This window comes from Corynebacterium capitovis DSM 44611 (assembly GCF_030440535.1).
GTDB classification, from domain to species: Bacteria; Actinomycetota; Actinomycetes; order Mycobacteriales; family Mycobacteriaceae; genus Corynebacterium; species Corynebacterium capitovis.
Genome location: NZ_CP047117.1, coordinates 1,326,628 through 1,343,658, shown reverse-complemented (window position 1 = coordinate 1,343,658; position 17,031 = coordinate 1,326,628). Strand labels below are relative to the sequence as shown.

14 protein-coding genes are annotated in these 17,031 nt (G+C 64.2%); 12 read left to right on the top strand and 2 right to left on the bottom strand.

Annotated features, from left to right (window positions below; translation table 11 throughout):
- Nucleotides 1-43: 43 nt before the first annotated feature.
- Nucleotides 44-1,438, bottom strand: coding sequence for an alpha/beta fold hydrolase (locus CAPI_RS06545; RefSeq protein ID WP_245531643.1), 1,395 nt, complete (start codon nt 1,436-1,438; stop codon nt 44-46).
- A gap of 412 nt (nt 1,439-1,850) precedes the next feature.
- Here CAPI_RS06545 and argS point away from each other — a divergent pair, with 412 nt between their 5' ends.
- The 4 genes from argS (at nt 1,851) to thrB (ending at nt 7,224) form a co-directional block, all read left to right on the top strand.
- Nucleotides 1,851-3,497 (top strand): arginine--tRNA ligase, encoded by a 1,647-nt coding sequence (gene argS / locus CAPI_RS06540; protein WP_018017844.1) that lies wholly within the window; start codon nt 1,851-1,853, stop codon nt 3,495-3,497.
- On the top strand, nt 3,498-4,838 hold the full coding sequence (lysA, locus tag CAPI_RS06535) for a diaminopimelate decarboxylase (RefSeq protein WP_040356829.1): 1,341 nt from the start codon (nt 3,498-3,500) through the stop codon (nt 4,836-4,838).
- A gap of 94 nt (nt 4,839-4,932) precedes the next feature.
- Nucleotides 4,933-6,285 (top strand): homoserine dehydrogenase, encoded by a 1,353-nt coding sequence (locus CAPI_RS06530; protein WP_018017842.1) that lies wholly within the window; start codon nt 4,933-4,935, stop codon nt 6,283-6,285.
- A 9-nt stretch (nt 6,286-6,294) separates the two neighbouring features.
- The gene (thrB, locus tag CAPI_RS06525) at nt 6,295-7,224 is read left to right on the top strand and encodes a homoserine kinase (protein ID WP_018017841.1); all 930 of its coding nucleotides are present in this window, start codon (nt 6,295-6,297) and stop codon (nt 7,222-7,224) included.
- Nucleotides 7,225-7,237: 13 nt separating this feature from the next.
- Here thrB and CAPI_RS06520 read toward each other — a convergent pair whose 3' ends face one another.
- Nucleotides 7,238-9,016 carry a long-chain fatty-acid--CoA ligase gene (locus tag CAPI_RS06520; RefSeq protein ID WP_018017840.1) on the bottom strand — a complete coding sequence of 593 codons (1,779 nt, stop codon included), beginning with the start codon at nt 9,014-9,016 and terminating at the stop codon, nt 7,238-7,240.
- Between the two features lie 353 nt (nt 9,017-9,369).
- Between CAPI_RS06520 and rho the strand changes: the two genes are divergently transcribed.
- The 8 genes from rho (at nt 9,370) to CAPI_RS06480 (ending at nt 17,017) form a co-directional block, all read left to right on the top strand.
- Nucleotides 9,370-11,292, top strand: a complete 1,923-nt coding sequence (gene rho / locus CAPI_RS06515; RefSeq protein WP_018017839.1) for a transcription termination factor Rho — start codon at nt 9,370-9,372, stop codon at nt 11,290-11,292.
- An 83-nt stretch (nt 11,293-11,375) separates the two neighbouring features.
- On the top strand, nt 11,376-12,386 hold the full coding sequence (gene prfA / locus CAPI_RS06510) for a peptide chain release factor 1 (protein ID WP_245531652.1): 1,011 nt from the start codon (nt 11,376-11,378) through the stop codon (nt 12,384-12,386).
- On the top strand, nt 12,373-13,248 hold the full coding sequence (prmC, locus tag CAPI_RS06505; RefSeq protein WP_018017837.1) for a peptide chain release factor N(5)-glutamine methyltransferase: 876 nt from the start codon (nt 12,373-12,375) through the stop codon (nt 13,246-13,248). The genes prfA and prmC overlap by 14 nt, the downstream gene beginning before the upstream one ends.
- Before the next feature lie 53 nt (nt 13,249-13,301).
- Complete coding sequence (locus tag CAPI_RS06500; protein WP_018017836.1) at nt 13,302-13,961, top strand: L-threonylcarbamoyladenylate synthase; 660 nt, start codon at nt 13,302-13,304, stop codon at nt 13,959-13,961.
- Nucleotides 13,962-15,128, top strand: a complete 1,167-nt coding sequence (locus CAPI_RS06495) for an MraY family glycosyltransferase (protein WP_018017835.1) — start codon at nt 13,962-13,964, stop codon at nt 15,126-15,128.
- A complete protein-coding gene (locus CAPI_RS06490) occupies nt 15,121-15,591 on the top strand; it encodes a Cg1360 family ATP-synthase-associated protein (RefSeq protein WP_018017834.1) in 471 nt (156 codons plus the stop codon). Before CAPI_RS06495 ends, CAPI_RS06490 begins: the two co-directional genes overlap by 8 nt.
- 271 nt (nt 15,592-15,862) lie before the next feature.
- A complete protein-coding gene (gene atpB / locus CAPI_RS06485; protein ID WP_018017833.1) occupies nt 15,863-16,657 on the top strand; it encodes a F0F1 ATP synthase subunit A in 795 nt (264 codons plus the stop codon).
- Nucleotides 16,658-16,768: 111 nt separating this feature from the next.
- The gene (locus CAPI_RS06480) at nt 16,769-17,017 is read left to right on the top strand and encodes an ATP synthase F0 subunit C (protein ID WP_018017832.1); all 249 of its coding nucleotides are present in this window, start codon (nt 16,769-16,771) and stop codon (nt 17,015-17,017) included.
- Nucleotides 17,018-17,031: the final 14 nt, after the last annotated feature.

The following is a 17,031-nucleotide window of genomic DNA, read 5'->3' as shown; positions in this document are numbered from 1 at the left end:
CGGACGCGCTTTAGGTTAGCACCCACCCAGCGCGGTCAACTAATCAGCCTGCTTTCTGGGCTTCGAAGTACCCGGGCGCGTCGGTTGCAGTGGCCTGGCCGGTGCGGAGGTAGTCCACCACGAGGTCGTCAACAACTGGGTTGCCCAGCGCAACGTGACCGTGGCCGGGGCCGTGGACGGTGACTAGGTGGGATCCCATGGCGTCGGCAATAGTCGTCCTGCCGGCATACACCGTCTGCGGGTCACCGGTCGCGTTGATCTGTAGGGGGCGCACCGTCAAGGTGGCGCCGCTCAGGGGCACCTCCGCCGCAACGGGGGCCGCTCCGTTGCAGTAGATGCCGGAACCAATCACTGCATGAGGGCTAGTGAAGATGTCTCCGGTGACAAACGAGCTCCACACAGCTGCCGGGAGCTGCGAGTAGTCGGGCGGGGTGATGTTCTCGTTGCAAATCTGGACCGACTGCAGCCTGAAGAGCGCGAGCTGCATGCCGATTATCTCGTCGGAAAGCTCGGGCGAGAGCTCGGTGGCGCCCGCCTCAAGTGTGCCGTTGGTCATCCGCGCAATGGAGTCCCAGTTTTTCGCCTGCGGCAGCATCGCTTTGGTGGCGGCGAGGAGGGGGGAGTTGATCTGGTTCGAGCCGGGGTTGAGCATGCGGGACACGATCCCCTCGCCTTCGACGCGGGCCTTGCCGGTGGCGGTGAGGGCGTCGGCACCCGCCTGGCCAGAGGAGCCAAGGCCTGCCGGTAGGTCCCCGACCCGCGCTGGGGGCGGGGTGACGGTTGGGTTGGTGCCGGTTTCTGCGACGATTCGGGCGGACCAGTACTGGTAAGCCTTCAGCGGCGTGTCGCCCATGTGGTAGGTCGCGTCATTGTCCGCTACGAAGCCGAAGTAGTCGTTGAGGGTGCGCTCGTACCCGCCTTGCTGGTCGAGCAGAAGGCGGTCCCACCGGGTGCTCGGGTCCATCGCTGAGTCGAGGACAACCCGGTCCGTACGCTCCGGGAACAGGCTGGCGTAGGCGCTGGCCAGGTACGTCCCGTAGGACAGCCCCATGAGTGAGATGGAGTCATAACCCAGGGCTTGACGGGCAGTGTCCCAATCCCGGGCGTTAGTGTCGGTCGTGATCGTCTCCGGGTAGCCTGGCCGACTGCCTTGGCAGGCGGCGCGGCTCTGCGCGCCTGAATTAACGTAGGAGTCGACGACAGTGCGGGCGACGTCGAGAGGAGAAGCGCCCCCGATGACTTCGCACTCCAGCGGGGTGGAATGCTGGAGGCCGCGAGGCTGCACCGTGATGAGGTCCCATTCGTTGCGAATTTCTTCCGGCCATTCAAACCCCCCTTTCGCGGTGCCGAAGTACGAGTACGCATCCACGCCGGGACCGCCCGGGTTGCCGAACAGCGCACCGCGGCGCTCCGACGGGTCGGCAGCCGGAATCTTCATGACACCAAGGCTGATGGTCGGGCCTGCCGGATCGTCGTAGCGCATGGGGGCCTCGACGCTGCCGCACTGGGCGCCATCGACGTTGACGGTTGGGGGGCAGGCCCCCCACTGGATGTGCGATGGCTCGTCAGCGCGGGCGACAGAGGTTGCCCCCGAAATAAGCGCGCAACTTAGAACCGAGGCGACTAATGGCCATTTACGTGCCAACACTGCCCACCTTTTCAGATTGTTTGTATGATTTTCTATGGTTTACGCCCCACAATACATGCGGACGCGTGAGAGAGCGTCTCACGGGAAATGAGGAATGCGAGGGTGGCCGGAGACTCACCCCTGTCGGGTGGCTCCGGCCACCCTCGCGTGCGTCCTCCCCAGTTGGGGTCTGCGACGCACTACTGAATTAGACTGTGACTCCATGACGCCAGCTGACCTTGCCGCAGTGATCCAGCGTGCCGCAACGGACGTGCTCAACGCCCATGACCTAGACGCCACCGTCGTTCCGGACTCAGTGACCGTTGAGCGTCCCCGCAACCCTGAGCACGGGGATTACGCCACGAATATCGCGCTTCAGACGGCCAAGAAGGCGGGCACGAACCCGCGGGAGCTTGCAGGCTGGCTTGTCGACGCCCTCGTGGCCGACCCGGCCATCGAGTCCGCGGAGGTAGCTGGGCCAGGGTTCATCAACGTTCGGTTAGCGGCCGACGCCCAGGGGCAACTCGTGTCGCAGATTTTGGAGCAGGGGGAGCATTTCGGCCACTCGGACAGCCTGGGCGGCCAGAAGATCAACCTCGAGTTTGTCTCAGCCAACCCCACCGGGCCGATCCACTTGGGGGGGACCCGCTGGGCTGCTGTGGGCGATTCGCTCGGCCGCGTCCTCGAGGCCTCGGGCGCGGAGGTGACCCGCGAGTATTACTTTAACGACCACGGTGGGCAGATCGACCGCTTTGCGCGTTCGCTCGTCGCCGCGGCGAAGGGGGAACCGACCCCGGAGGACGGGTACGGCGGGGACTATATCGGCGAGATCGCGCGGGCGGTCGTCGACAAGCGGCCTGATGCCCTCGCGTCTGAGGACGTGCAGGAAACGTTCCGCGCGCTGGGCGTGGAGATGATGTTTGACCACATTAAGTCTTCGCTGCACGAGTTCGGCGTGGACTTCGACGTGTACTTCCACGAGAACTCTCTCTTTGAGTCGGGGGCCGTCGACTCAGCGGTGGAGACTCTGAAGAGCAACGGAAACCTGTACGAGGCCGATGGCGCCTGGTGGCTCAAGTCCACGGACTTTGGCGATGACAAAGACCGCGTGGTGATCAAGTCTGATGGCAACGCAGCGTATATCGCGGGCGATATCGCCTACGTTGCTGACAAGTTCCAACGCGGCCACTCACTGGCTATCTACATGCTGGGCGCGGACCACCACGGCTACATCGCGCGGTTGCGTGCCGCGACGGCGGCGCTCGGTTTCGACCCGTCCGCCGTAGAGGTGCTGATCGGGCAGATGGTCAACCTCGTGCGAAACGGCACGCCGGTGAAGATGTCCAAGCGCGCGGGGACAATCATCACGCTCGACGACCTTGTGGATGCCATTGGCGTCGACGGCGCGCGCTACTCCTTGGTGCGCTCGTCGGTAGACCAAACGCTCGACATCGACCTCGACCTATGGACTTCTCAGTCGAGCGAGAACCCCGTTTACTACGTTCAGTACGGCCACGCCCGGTTGTGCTCGATCGCGCGTCGGGCAGCCGACTCCGGGGTGACGGTCGAGGGGGCGGACCTTTCACTACTCACCCACGAGAAGGAAGGCGACCTAATACGCACGCTGGGTGAATTCCCCGGCGTTGTGGCGGCCGCCGCCAGCCTACGCGAGCCGCACCGGGTGGCCCGCTACGCGGAGGAGCTGGCCAGCTCCTTCCACAAGTTCTACGACTCCTGCCAGATCTTGCCCAAGGCGGGCGAAGAAGCTCAGCCGATCCACGCCGCGCGCCTTTCCTTGGCGACGGCCACGCGTCAGGTGCTCGCTAACGCGCTTGGCCTGCTTGGCATCACCGCACCGGAGCGGATGTAGGTGTCCGCGCCAGTGTCCGCGTTCAACGAACTCCCCGCGCATGTCTGGCCGCGCGGGGCTGCGCGGCAAGAAGACGGAGTGGTCACGGTGGCGGGGGTACCGCTGCCAGAGATCGCTGAGGAGTTCGGCACACCCGTCATGGTTGTGGACGAAGACGACTTCAGGTCGCGGTGTCGCGATATGGCCGAGGCGTTCGGGGCGCCGGAAAACGTGCACTACGCGTCCAAGGCGTTCCTTACCCGTCGGATAGCGAGCTGGGTCGACGAAGAGGGCCTCTCGCTCGATGTGGCCAGTGAAAACGAGTTGCGCATCGCGCTGGCGGCCGGTTTCCCGGCAGAGCGGATCACGGTCCACGGGAATAACAAGTCGGATGGTTTCCTCACGCTGTGCCTCGAGTCCGGCGTCGGGCACGTCGTCGTCGATTCCCACGCGGAGCTTGAGAGGTTAGAAGAGCTCGCGGCACTGTCGGGCACCATCCAGGACGTCTTTGTGCGGGTCAAACCGGGTGTGGATGCACACACCCACGAGTTCATTGCCACTAGCCACGAGGATCAGAAGTTCGGTATGTCCCTCGCGTCCGGTTCCGCGTACCAGGCGGCCGTGGACGCAATTGCCGCCGCACACCTCGAGTTGACGGGGTTGCATTGTCACGTGGGTTCACAGGTCTTCGACGCGGAGGGTTTTAAGCTCGCCGCTGAGCGCGTTCTACGTCTCTACCGCGCGATTTGGGAGAACACGGGCGTCGCGCTCGACTACCTCGACCTCGGGGGTGGCTACGGGATCGCCTACACACCGGCTGAACAAGCGCTCGACGTGCGAGGCGTGGCCGCCGACCTCCTCGCCGCAGTGCGGTCGGCCGCTGCGGATTTGGGAATCGAGGCTCCCACGGTGGTGGTCGAACCGGGGCGCGCGATTGCGGGGCCGTCAACCGTGACGGTGTATACGGCTGGCATCGTCAAGGATGTGCACACCTCGGATACGGAGACCCGACGCTACATCGCGGTTGATGGTGGAATGAGCGACAACGTACGCCCCGCGCTTTATGCGGCGGAGTACGACGGGCGCATGGTCAACCGCTTCACGGACGGAGAAGACACGGCAACAAGGCTCGTGGGGTCCCACTGTGAATCGGGCGACATTCTCATTTACGACGCAACGTGGCCCGACGACATCGTTAGTGGCGATCTCATTGCGCTGCCCGCGACGGGGGCTTATTGCTACTCGATGTCGTCGAATTACAACTCATTCGCTCGCCCAGCGGTCGTCTCGGTGCGCGCCGGGCGGGTGAGCCCCATGATCAGGCGCGAAACCGTTGAGGACATCCTCGCGAGAGAGGTCTAGAGACCCGCGTGCGGACTTCACCGGGTGCAATCTAGACTAAGCGGTACACTCGAGCACAGCCAGAATGACGCGACTACAGGAGACTGCGAGAACGATGACTGCACGCTACGCCGAAGGCCGTAACGGCAACTACCCCGGAAAGGGGATTGGTCAAGAGGTCGGGGTGGCCATCCTAGGCAAGGGGACTGTCGGCTCGGAAGTGCTACGCCTCATCAGTGAGTTCTCCGAAAACCTCGAAAACCGCATCGGCGGGCCCATCGCGGTGCGCGGCGTCGCGGTGTCCGACGTATCCAAGCACCAGGGCAGCCCCGGCCTCGAAAACCTCCAACTTACCGACGACGCCCGCAGCCTCATCGACCGCGACGACGTTGAGGTGGTAGTGGAACTCATCGGCGGGATCGACTACCCCCGCGAACTCGTCCTGCAGGCCCTCAATGCTGGCAAATCGGTGGTCACCGCCAACAAGGCGCTCGTCGCGGCACACGCCGATGAGTTGTCCCGAGCCGCAAACGAGGCCGGGGTCGACCTCTACTACGAGGCCGCCGTGGCCGCGGCGATCCCCGTCGTCGGAATGCTGCGTCGCTCCCTCGCGGGGGACCAGATTCAGCGAATCTCGGGCATCGTGAACGGAACGACGAACTTCATCCTCGATGCGATGGCCACCACGGGGATGAGCTACGAGGACGCGCTGGCCGAAGCCACTCGTTTGGGCTACGCCGAGGCGGACCCCACCGCTGACGTGGAGGGGCACGACGCCGCCTCCAAGGCTGCGATCCTCGCCTCCATGGGTTTCCACACCCGGGTCACATACGACGATGTCTACTGCGAGGGCATCACGAAAATCACCGCCGACGATATCGCAGCCGCCCGCCAGTCGAACGAGACCATCAAATTGCTGGCCATCTGCGAGAGGCTTGTCGACGACACCGGTGCCACGACCGGGGTTAACGCGCGCGTTCACCCCGCGCTGGTTCCCAATGACCACCCGCTTGCCAGCGTGGACAAATCTTACAACGCCATCTTCGTCGAGGCGGAAGCAGCCGGACGCCTGATGTTCTACGGCAACGGCGCCGGGGGCGCTCCCACGGCGTCTGCCGTCCTCGGTGACCTGGTCGGCGCGGCCCGGAACAAGATCCACGGCGGCCGGGCCCCCGCGGATAACCCGTACGCGGACTACCCCGTTGTCGAGTTTGGCGAGGTCCTGACGCGCTACCACATTAATATGACCGTCAACGACCGTGTGGGGGTGCTCTCCGACCTCGCGCGTGAATTCGCCGAGGCCGGCGTGTCGCTTTCGGCCGTGCGCCAAGAGGAATCTGGGGACGGCGCCCATCTCATCGTCGTCACGCACGAAGCAGCGGAAAAGGACTTGCGGAGAATCGTCGAGAATCTGAGCGAGCATCGGGACGTCCAGGCTGTCGACTCGGTGATCCGCCTCGACGCTTAAGATTCTCGCATGCCTATCGATCTGCAGGTGGGGCTCAAGGCCTCGGTTACTGTCCCCGGGTCTTCGGCGAACCTCGGCCCCGGGTTCGACACCCTGGGCCTCGCGCTCGGAATCTACGACACCGTTGAGGTAGAGGTGACGGAGTCGGGCCTGGAGGTGGTGATCTTTGGGGAAGGCGCGGATGAGCTCCCCCGCGACTCCTCGCACTTGGTGGTCAAAGCGATCCGCGAGGGGCTGCGGGCAGCCAACGCCCACGCGCCCGGACTTAAGGTGACCTGCACGAACGCTATCCCGCAATCGCGCGGGTTAGGATCTTCGGCGGCTGCGGCGGTCGCGGGTGTCGTCGCAGCGAACACGCTCGCGGGCCAGCCGCTGGACACTGAGGCTGTTGTGCAGCTGTCGTCGGCGTTCGAAGGTCACCCAGACAACGCGGCGGCATCTGTGCTGGGTGGCGCCGTGGTGTCCTGGACCGACGTGCCCGTCGATGGCGTGACGCAGCCGGCGTATCGTGCCGTTGGGGTCGACGTGCACCCGTCGATAAGAGCGACGGCCTTGGTGCCGGATTTCCACGCTTCCACGCACGCAGTACGTCAAGTGCTTCCGAGCCACGTGACGCATACAGATGCGCGCTTCAACGTCTCCCGCACCGCGGTGATGACGGTGGCCATCCAGCACCACCCGGAGCTGTTGTGGGAAGGCACCCGCGACAGGCTGCACCAGCCCTATCGCGCAGATGTCCTGCCGGTCACGGCGGAGTGGGTCAACCATATGCGCAACCGCGGCTACGCCGCCTACTTGTCCGGCGCCGGCCCGACAGTGATGGTGCTGAGCACGGAACCAGTGCCGGATAAGATCCTCAGCTCGGCCCGAGAGGCTGAGCTGAGGGTCCTCGACCTCGACATCGCCGGAGCGGTTACCGCCACTTTGAGCCGAGCCTAAGCGCCGGGGGTAGCTAGTCCTCTTCCTCGCTAGCCACCGCGACTTGCTCGGCGGTCGGGTTACCGCGCGAGCTGTTACCCGGCCCGGGCAGCGCGATCACGTCGAACACCCCGGCCGCGAGGTGCTTGCGCAGGTCCTTCTTGTCGAATTTGCCCACCGAGGTCTTGTCGATCGACGAGACAAACGCCCAGTACTCGGGTGCCATCCACGACGGAAGGGTGCGTCCCAGCCCGCGACGTAGCCGAGCCGCCGTCTCGGGACTTGGCTCGACGCCCTCGTGGAGGACGGTGACGGCGAGCGGTCGCTCGCCCCACTTCTTGTCGGGGTGGCCAATGACGGCGCACTCCACCACCTCGTCGGCCTCCATCACAAGGTTTTCGACCTGCGCGGAGTAAATCCACTCGCCTCCTGAGCGGATGACGTCCCGGGCACGGTCGTACAAAGTCATAAACCCATCGTTGGTCACCGTTCCCACGTCACCGGTGCGCAGCCACCCGTCCGCCGTGAACAAATTGCGCTGCTCGGTGACGGGTTCCCCCCGAAACTCGCTGGCCAAACCACCGGGTTCTTGGGCAGGGGAGTGGTAATAGGAGCCGGCTACGAGGTTGCCCCGAACTTGGATTTCGCCCTGAGAGCGATCCGTTGACGACATGACGCGTCCATCGTTGACCACTCGGTACTCCAGCCACGGCGCGAACCTGCCCTGGGACACCCGGTACGCCCAGCGCGCTTCACCAGACACCCCGGACGGGGAGCGGGCAATGGTTCCCACCGTCGACGTTTCCGTCATGCCCCAGACGTGGACAACGTCGACGCCATAGCGCTCTTCCCACATCTTGATCAGCGCCGGCGGGGCGGGGGAGCCACCGACGTACAGCTCCGTCAGACTCATTCGAGCCGGCGGATGCTGCAGGTAGTGAACCATGAGCTGGATCCACAAGGTAGGTACACCGTGCGCGACACGGGGGTGCGTCGCCTCGATGAGGCGGGCGAGGGTCGGCGCGGAAACATCCGAATCGGGCAGAACGAGAGGCGTTCCCACGAGAAAGGCCGCAAACGGCACTCCCCAGCTGAGCACGTGGTAGACGGGGATGCAGCAGAGGAAGGACTCCCCATGCGAAACGGCGAGCGAATCCGTTGCGCGCAGACCCATGGCCTCGAGCCAAATCGAGCGGTGCGAATACGCCACACCCTTAGGCGGGCCCGTCGTCGCTGTGGAGTACACGAGCGCCGCGGCTGTGTTTTCGGGTAACACGGGCCAGTCGTAAACGGTGGCGCGTCCGTCGAGAAGCGACTCGTATGAATACGCCGCGACCCCCTCGGGCAGCTCGCGGGCGGCCGTGTCGAGCGGGTCGAGGCCCGTGAAAACCACCGCCCGCACGGTGGGGCACATGCGCACAATGCGCCCGGCCTTAGGCGCCAAGCGCGGGTCTGCGACCAAGACCTCAGCTTGGGAATGATTGACGACGTAAGCCACCTGATCCTCGACGAGCTGAATATTGAGAGGTGTGAACACGGCGCCCTTCGCGGCAACCGCGAACATCACTTCCAGATGCTCGGCGCAGTTGTACATCAAAGAGGCGACCCGCTGGTCGCTATCGACCCCGAGATCGTCGTGCAGTGCATGCGCGAACGCCGCGGCCCGCGCCCCGATCTGGGCGAACGTTGACTCCTCCGCCTCCGGTTGCGCACCGGAGCGCCAGGTAGTCACCCTCGTCGTGCTGTGAATTGTCGCACCGTATTCGAGGATCCGCCCGACGGAAAAAGGCACTTCCTGCATGGTGGAAAACATGATCCACACTCTAGCGTGGCGCGCAGACGTCACCGCCGTGCGTGCCTGAGGGGGTAGTGAAGGGTCACGTAGGCTACAATCATTTCGGAGATCGCCCGAGTTTGCTATTGCTCCTCGTATACATTCCCGCGATGCCCTCGAAGCGGTGCGGAGCGGGTGGCGGTCTTCCCCTTGATTCGGTTGATGCAGCCGGCGGCGCGGGCGCGTGCCGCGGGGGCCCGCTCGGAGTGATGATGAATCCGACGCGCGGGCACAAAAGAGAGCTAATCGCACACGAAAGCTACCGGTTCGCGGCGAGGTGAAGACGCATTAGCGCCACCACGTCGCGTCCGACAAGCGACGAAAGGACATCCGTGACCGATACGGACACCACGGCAGCAAGCCAAGACCTGACTGCCCTAAAACTCCCCGAGCTGCGCAGAATTGCGGCCGAGCGCGGGCTGAAGAGTGTGTCAGCGCTGCGCAAGGGAGCGCTGATCGAGGCGATCCGCACCGGCGTGGTGCCCAAGGGCGCAGTGGGCCGAGGGGGCGAAACGGAGTCCGCGGGGGGTCATGTTTCGGGCGGACGTGACGACCGCCAGGATGCAGAGCACGGCGCGAAAAACGCTGCGCCCGACGAGCGAACCGGGGCATCCGAGGACACGCACGAGTCGGAGGGCTCGCGGGCCGAATCGGAGCAGCAGCGTGAACCGCGCAACGATTCCGGGGAAAACACCGAGCAACGATACGAGTCTCGCTCCGCGGCGCGCCGTGCCCGGCGCAATCGCGCCCGCCAAAGTCCCGACGATCATGAGAATACCTCTGACAACGGCCGCGAACAACACGACAACCGGGATCACCGGGACAACCGAAATAACCCAGACCGCGGCTCGGAGACCCGAGAGGACGATACCCGGGGGGAGAACCGTCCCCGCAGGGACAATAACCAGGACAATAATCGGGACAGCAACCGAGACAACAACCGGGATGCCGACGACAACGACGGCACCAACCGTCGCGGCCGCCGCAATCGCCGTAACCGCAATCGCGGGCGGGAGAACGGTGAGAACCAGAACAACCACCAGAGCGGGCAGAACTCACAGAACCCGCAGGACGAGCCGGAGGAATTGCTCGACGTCGCGGGCATCGTGGATGTCGTAGACAACAACTCGGCGTTCCTGCGCACCACCGGCTACCGCCAGAGCCCGGCGGATGTGTTCATTCACAGCAAGCTCGTACGCCAGAACGGACTCCGCTCTGGCGATGCAGTGGTTGGGCAGGTTCGCTCGAACGGGCAAGGCCACACGCACGGCAACGGGCGCAACCGGCAGCGGTTCAACCAGCTCGTCCGGGTGGATTCCGTCAACGGTGTGAGCCCGGAGGAGGCGCGCCAACGCAAGGAGTTCCACAAGCTCACCCCGCTTTACCCGAACAAGCGGCTGCGGTTAGAGACAGAACCGAACATCCTTACCACCCGTGTTATCGATCTGGTCATGCCGATCGGCAAGGGTCAGCGCGCGCTGATCGTCTCCCCGCCGAAGGCCGGCAAGACCACGATCCTGCAGAACATCGCTAACGCCATTGCGACGAACAACCCGGAGTGCTACCTCATGGTCGTCCTCGTAGACGAACGGCCCGAGGAGGTGACCGACATGCAGCGCGGCGTGAAGGGCGAGGTCATCGCGTCGACGTTCGACCGCCCGCCGAGCGAGCACACTGCCGTCGCCGAGCTCGCAATTGAGCGCGCTAAGCGTCTCGTGGAAATGGGCCAGGACGTCGTGGTCCTGCTCGACTCGATCACCCGCCTGGGTCGCGCGTACAACAACTCCTCGCCGGCGTCGGGGCGCATCCTTTCGGGTGGCGTCGATTCCAACGCCTTGTACCCGCCGAAGCGTTTCCTGGGTGCCGCCCGCAATATCGAGGAAGGCGGCTCGCTGACAATCATCGCCACGGCCATGGTGGAAACGGGATCGGCTGGCGACACCGTTATCTTCGAGGAGTTCAAGGGCACCGGCAACGCGGAGCTGAAGCTGGACCGCAAGATCGCCGAGCGCCGCGTTTTCCCCGCTGTGGATGTCAACCCCTCGGGCACCCGCAAGGATGAGCTGCTGATGAGCCCCGAGGAAGCGCGCATCATGCACAAGCTGCGCCGCATCCTCTCCGCGCTCGATCCGCACCAATCCATTGACATGCTGATCAAGCAGCTCAAGAAGACCAAGACTAACGGTGAGTTCCTCATGGGCGTGGCCCAATCAGCTCCGATGGCCGCTGATCAGGACGAGGAGGAGTACAGCTAGTGGTGAAGAACTCACAGGCCGCGGCGTCGCGCGTATCGCTTGTCGACGACTACGTGTCCGAATACCAAGGTATTCAGGCACAGATGGGTGATCCGGCAGTCGCCGGTGACCAGGGCCTGTTCCGCACGCTGTCCAAGCGCTACGCGGAACTTCAGCCCATCATCCGCGTCAACGACGCCCTCGTGCAAGCCCGGGACGACCACGGAGCGGCTCTTGAAATGGCCGCCGAGGACAAGGAGTTCGCGGAGGAGGCGGCACGGCTCGAGACGAAGATCGTCCGCCTGGAGGAGGAGCTGGCCGACCTTCTCGCGCCGCGCGATGAACACGACGGCGACGACGTCATCATGGAGATCAAAGCCGGCGCCGGCGGGGAAGAAGCGGCACTGTTCGCAGGGGACCTCGCCCGCATGTACCAAAAGTATTGCGAGAAGCACGGCCTAGCCTGGGAAGTCCTCGACCTGTCCGAATCCGACCTGGGCGGTGCGAAGGACCTTACGGTGGCGATCAAGTCTACGACCCCCTCGCGTGACGGGGCGTGGAGCAAGTTGAAGTTTGAGGGTGGTGTGCACCGCGTACAGCGCGTGCCCGTCACCGAGTCCCAGGGGCGGATTCAGACGTCCGCCGCTGGCGTGCTGGTCTACCCAGAGCCGGAAGAAGTCGGCTCCGTCGACATCGATGAGAAAGATCTGCGCATTGACGTATATCGCTCCTCGGGCAAGGGTGGCCAGGGTGTTAACACGACCGACTCGGCCGTGCGCATCACTCACCTGCCCACAAACATCGTTGTGACCTGCCAGAATGAGCGATCGCAAATTCAAAACAGGGCCCGCGCGATGCAGGTGTTGCAGGCCCGTTTGGATCAGATGGAACGCGAGAAGGCAGAGGCCGAAGCCGCGGAGGGACGAGCGTCCCAGGTGCGCACGATGGATCGCTCCGAGCGCATCCGCACCTACAACTGGCCGGAGAACCGCATCTCCGACCACCGCATCAACTACAAGGCCAACAACCTTGATGCGGTGCTCGACGGAAACATGGATGACCTCATCACGGCTCTCCAGACTCACGAGCGCCAGGAGCGCCTTGAAGCCGAGTAAGGATGTCCGCTTCCTCGTCGCCCGCGCCGCCCAGGTCTTGGGGGACGCGGGCGTCGCCACGCCTGCCGTCGATGCGCGTCTTTTGGCCTCAGCTCTGCTCGGTGTGCCCGCGCTCCACCTCACCCTGCTTCCTCCAGCCGACGTCCCAGAGTCGTTTGAGCAGGACTATGCCGCCGCGATTGAGCGCCGCGCCCAGCGCGAACCGCTGCAATACATCACGGGAGTGGCTCCCTTTGGTGGCTTCGACCTAAACGTTGGCCCCGGTGTTTTCATCCCGCGCCCGGAAACAGAGCTGTTGGCTCGGTGGGCGGTCGACACGCTTGATGGTGTCGCTTCGCCGACGGTCGTCGACCTAGGAACGGGATCCGGGGCGATCGCCATCTATATTGCGCTGTCCAGGCCCGACGCCCGCGTCATCGCGGTGGAGCGTTCGGCGGCGGCGCGGGAGTGGGCTGAGGCCAACGGGCGGGACCTTGGGGCGTCGATAAGCGTTGTACCTGGCGATATGACGGACCCGGACCTGTTGACTGAGCTTTCGGGGGAGGTCAACCTCGTGGTGAGCAACCCGCCGTACGTGCCCGAATCGCCCGACCTCAGCCCCGAGGTCTACTTCGACCCGCACGAGGCGGTGTTCTCCGGCGCAGACGGGATGGGGGCCATTCGAGGGCTAGTGCCCGTTGCGGCGCGTCTGCTTGTCGACGGGGGCGCGCTCGGCATCGAACACGACGACACGACTTCGCGCGCGGTACGCAATGTCGTGCACTCCACAGGGGCGTTCCGTGAGTCCGCGGTGGTTCAGGACATGGCGGGCCGAGACCGTTTTGTTACGGCGAGTAGAGTGAAGCGGCACGAACGCTCATGAACACTCACGAGCACTCACGAACACTGAGCAAGCGCTAACGAGGGAGGACCACAATGCCGAGCCGGCTTTATGACTGCCTGGACCCCGAGGGCCGCACAGAGGGCCTGGCCAGGGCAGTTGACGCGGTGCGCGCCGGACAGTGCATCGTCCTGCCCACCGACACTGTCTACGGCATCGGCGCGGACGCCTTCAACAACGACGCCGTCGCGAAGCTGCTGGCTACGAAGCGCCGCGGGCCCGATATGCCCGTGCCGGTCCTCGTCGGGTCGTGGTCCACAATCCGAGGGCTGGTCCGCGAGTTCACCGACACGGCGCGCACGCTCGTCGAGGCGTTCTGGCCGGGTGGGTTGTCGATTGTTGTGCCTGAGGCGCCGAGCTTGCCGTGGAACCTGGGGGACACCCGCGGAACGGTTCTGCTGCGCATGCCCAACCAGCCGCTGGCGATTGAACTCCTCAGGGAAGTCGGGCCGATGGCCGTATCCAGTGCCAACATCTCCGGCAACGAGCCGCCGACCAGCGCGATCGGGGCGAAGCAGCAGTTCGGTGACGCGATTTCTGTCTATCTGGATGGGGGAGACGCGGAGGCGGGGCAGCCGTCGACGATCATCGACATCTCCGGGCCGGAACCAATGATCTTGCGTGAGGGCGCGATCCCCACGGAGCGCCTCGCTGACGTTCTGAACCTTGACCCGGAGCAGCTGCGGAGGCTCTAAATGAACGGAGTGGGCGTCCCGCTGCGCGAGCTAGGCCTAGTCCTCCTCGTTGCGGCCGCGATCACTTACCTCACGACTGGCGGCGTCCGCTCCCTACTCGTGCGGACGGGGAGGGTAGCGGAGATCCGCACCCGCGACGTCCACACCCAGCCGACGCCCTCGGCCGGTGGTGTTGCCATGTTTACCGGCTTTGTGTCCGCCGTCGCCCTCGCGCAGCAGCTGCCCGCGCTGACACGGGGTTTCGCCCCTGTTACACCTGAAATGACGGCGGTGCTCGCTGGCGCCTTCGCAATCGTGGTCGTGGGTGCGTTCGACGATTTATATGAGCTCGGTGCGCTGACAAAGTTGGCCGGGCAGTTCTTCGCCGCCAGCTTGATGAGCCTCATGGGTCTCGTCTTCACCGTGTTCTTCGTGCCCGGAGGCGGGGGAACGACGCTCATCCTCGACCAAGTACAGGGCGTGATCATCACCGTGGTCTTCACCGTGCTGCTGATCAACGCGATTAACTTCGTGGATGGAATCGACGGGCTGGCCGCCGGGCTGGGATTGATCGCTGGGGCTGCGATCCTGGTCTTCTCGCTCACTGTTTTGCACGACCAAGGTGGCGCTGTCTCGGCCTACCCGCCCGCGATCATCTGCGCCGCCCTCGTGGGAATCTGCGCGGGGTTCTTGCCCCACAATTTCGAACCTGCGCGAATCTTCATGGGGGACTCGGGCGCCATGCTCATCGGGTTGCTTCTCGCTGCGGCATCCGTATCGGCGTCGGGAAAAATCAACATGTCCCTCTACGGTGCGGCGGACTTCGTGGCGTTAATCAGCCCCATCATGGTTGTGCTGGCAGCTATTGCGCTGCCAGTGATCGACCTCGTGTGGGCGGTTGTGCGTCGCACCGCCCGCGGATCCAGCCCGTTTAGTGCCGACGCGGGGCACATTCATCACAGGCTCCTCCGTCTCGGTCATACGCACCGGCGCACCGTGCTCGTGTTGTACACGTGGGTCTCCGCCGTGGCCTTTGGGGCGGTGAGTTTCTCGATCGTCCCCACGGGATGGGCGATCGGGCTCAGCGCCTGTGCGGTTGTCGGTGCCTTTCTGCTCACTCTCGTGCCACTGATGCACGTCAGAACTGGCGCCGCGCAAGCGGGCGGTAGGATGACCCAGCGTGAGTAGCGAAAAGAGCAGCGCGGGGGCCTCGTCAAGCGAACCCATCGCGGCAGCCGATACAACCGACTTTGACGATCCCCGTCAGCCCCTCCTTCGGGCTCTCAAGCTGGGGGGAGGCGCGCTAGGCGTCATTTCCCTCGTCTCCCTAGTTGCGTGGGGGGCCCACGCTGGGCTCCCGGGCCTGCTGGGCGTCGTCATGGGGGCGGCCATCGGCGGGGGGTTTGTCCTTCTCACGGCGGCCTCGGTGCTCGCCACGTCGGGCACGTCGCCGTCGACAACAATGGCAATCGTGCTGGGCGGCTGGTTAGTCAAGCTTGTGGTCTTGATTATCGTCCTACTGTTCATCCGCGACCTACACTTTTACAGTCACGTCGCGTTTGGGGTGACGACGATCGTGGCGCTCCTCGTCGTCCTGGGCGCGGAGGCGTGGGGCGTCATCACGACGCGCGTGAGCTACATCGGCGACTAGGCCGTCTCCCGGTTACCCCCAAAGGCCACATTCCGCCCACCTACCTGTTAGGCTATCCGCTGGGTTTTCTTGAGGTAGCACTGCGCCTGCTCGAAGGTGGCCGTTGTATTGCCTTGACAAACATCCCCTGCCCCGCGGTCGCTGATGTGCGACGGAGTCCGCCGCGGACGGCAGCAGTTTTTAAAGACGTCCATCGCACCGCTCCCCGCGCCGACGGGGTGCGGCCCGAGAACGGGAGAGAACGCTGAGCGTTACAACTTTGGCCGAGGGCATGAAGGGTACCTTCCATGCGCCCGCACTTGGTCCAGAATTTTTCCCGGGGCAAACGTACGGCCACATAGTTGGCGAAGACTTCGCCAACGGGTGGTTCGCGCTGGATCGCATCATGATCGTCCGCCTTTTCGTCGCGGCGATCCTGGTGCTCCTGTTTGTTATTGCGTTTAGGAAGCCGCAGCTGGTTCCTAAAGGTCTGCAGAATGTGGCTGAGATGGGCGTGGACTTCGTCCGCGTCAATATCGCCGAAGACACGCTGGGGAAGAAGGACGGCAAGCGGTTCCTGCCGATCATTGCCACCATCTTCTTCACAATTCTGTTCATGAACGCGGCCACGATCATCCCGTTCCTCAACATCTCGCCGAGCGCGCGAATCGGTATGCCGATCGTGCTGGCGGCTGTTGCGTACATCGCGATGATCTACGCCGGAGTGCGGCGCTACGGTGCTCGCTACTTCAAGCACTCGGTTGTGATTCCCGGCCTACCGCCGTTCCTCCACATCCTCGTGGTGCCGATCGAGATCTTCTCGACGTTCATTCTGCGGCCGGTCACCCTGGCTCTTCGTCTGATGGCGAACTTCCTGGCGGGCCACATCATTCTCGTCCTGCTGTACTCTGCCACAAACTTCTTCTTCTGGCAGCTCAACGCATGGACGGCAGTGAGCGGCCTGACGCTGGTGGCAGGGCTTCTGTTTACCCTGTACGAGTTGATCATCATCTTCCTGCAGGCGTACATCTTTGCGCTGCTCACCGCCGTGTACATCGAACTGTCGCTACACGCGGATTCGCACTAACTCGCGCCCGCTCGCGAACCACAGGCCAAACTGAATAACCCCACCCACTTCGTCACTCGCCCAGGTGAGCACATAAGGCACCCGGGCACCTAGAAAGGGAACGACTTTCACATGAACGACATCATCCTCGCCCAGGCTTCCGATTCCACCACGACCACCTTCGACGGCCTGCAGTCCATCGGCTACGGTATCGCCACCATCGGCCCGGGCATCGGCATCGGCATGCTCGTGGGTAAGACGGTCGAGGGTATGGCTCGCCAGCCTGAGATGGCCGGCCAGCTCCGCACGACCATGTTCCTAGGTATCGCGTTCGTCGAGGCGCTCGCCCTCATCGGCCTCGTCGCTGGCTTCCTGTTCTAAAAAGACCCACGCAT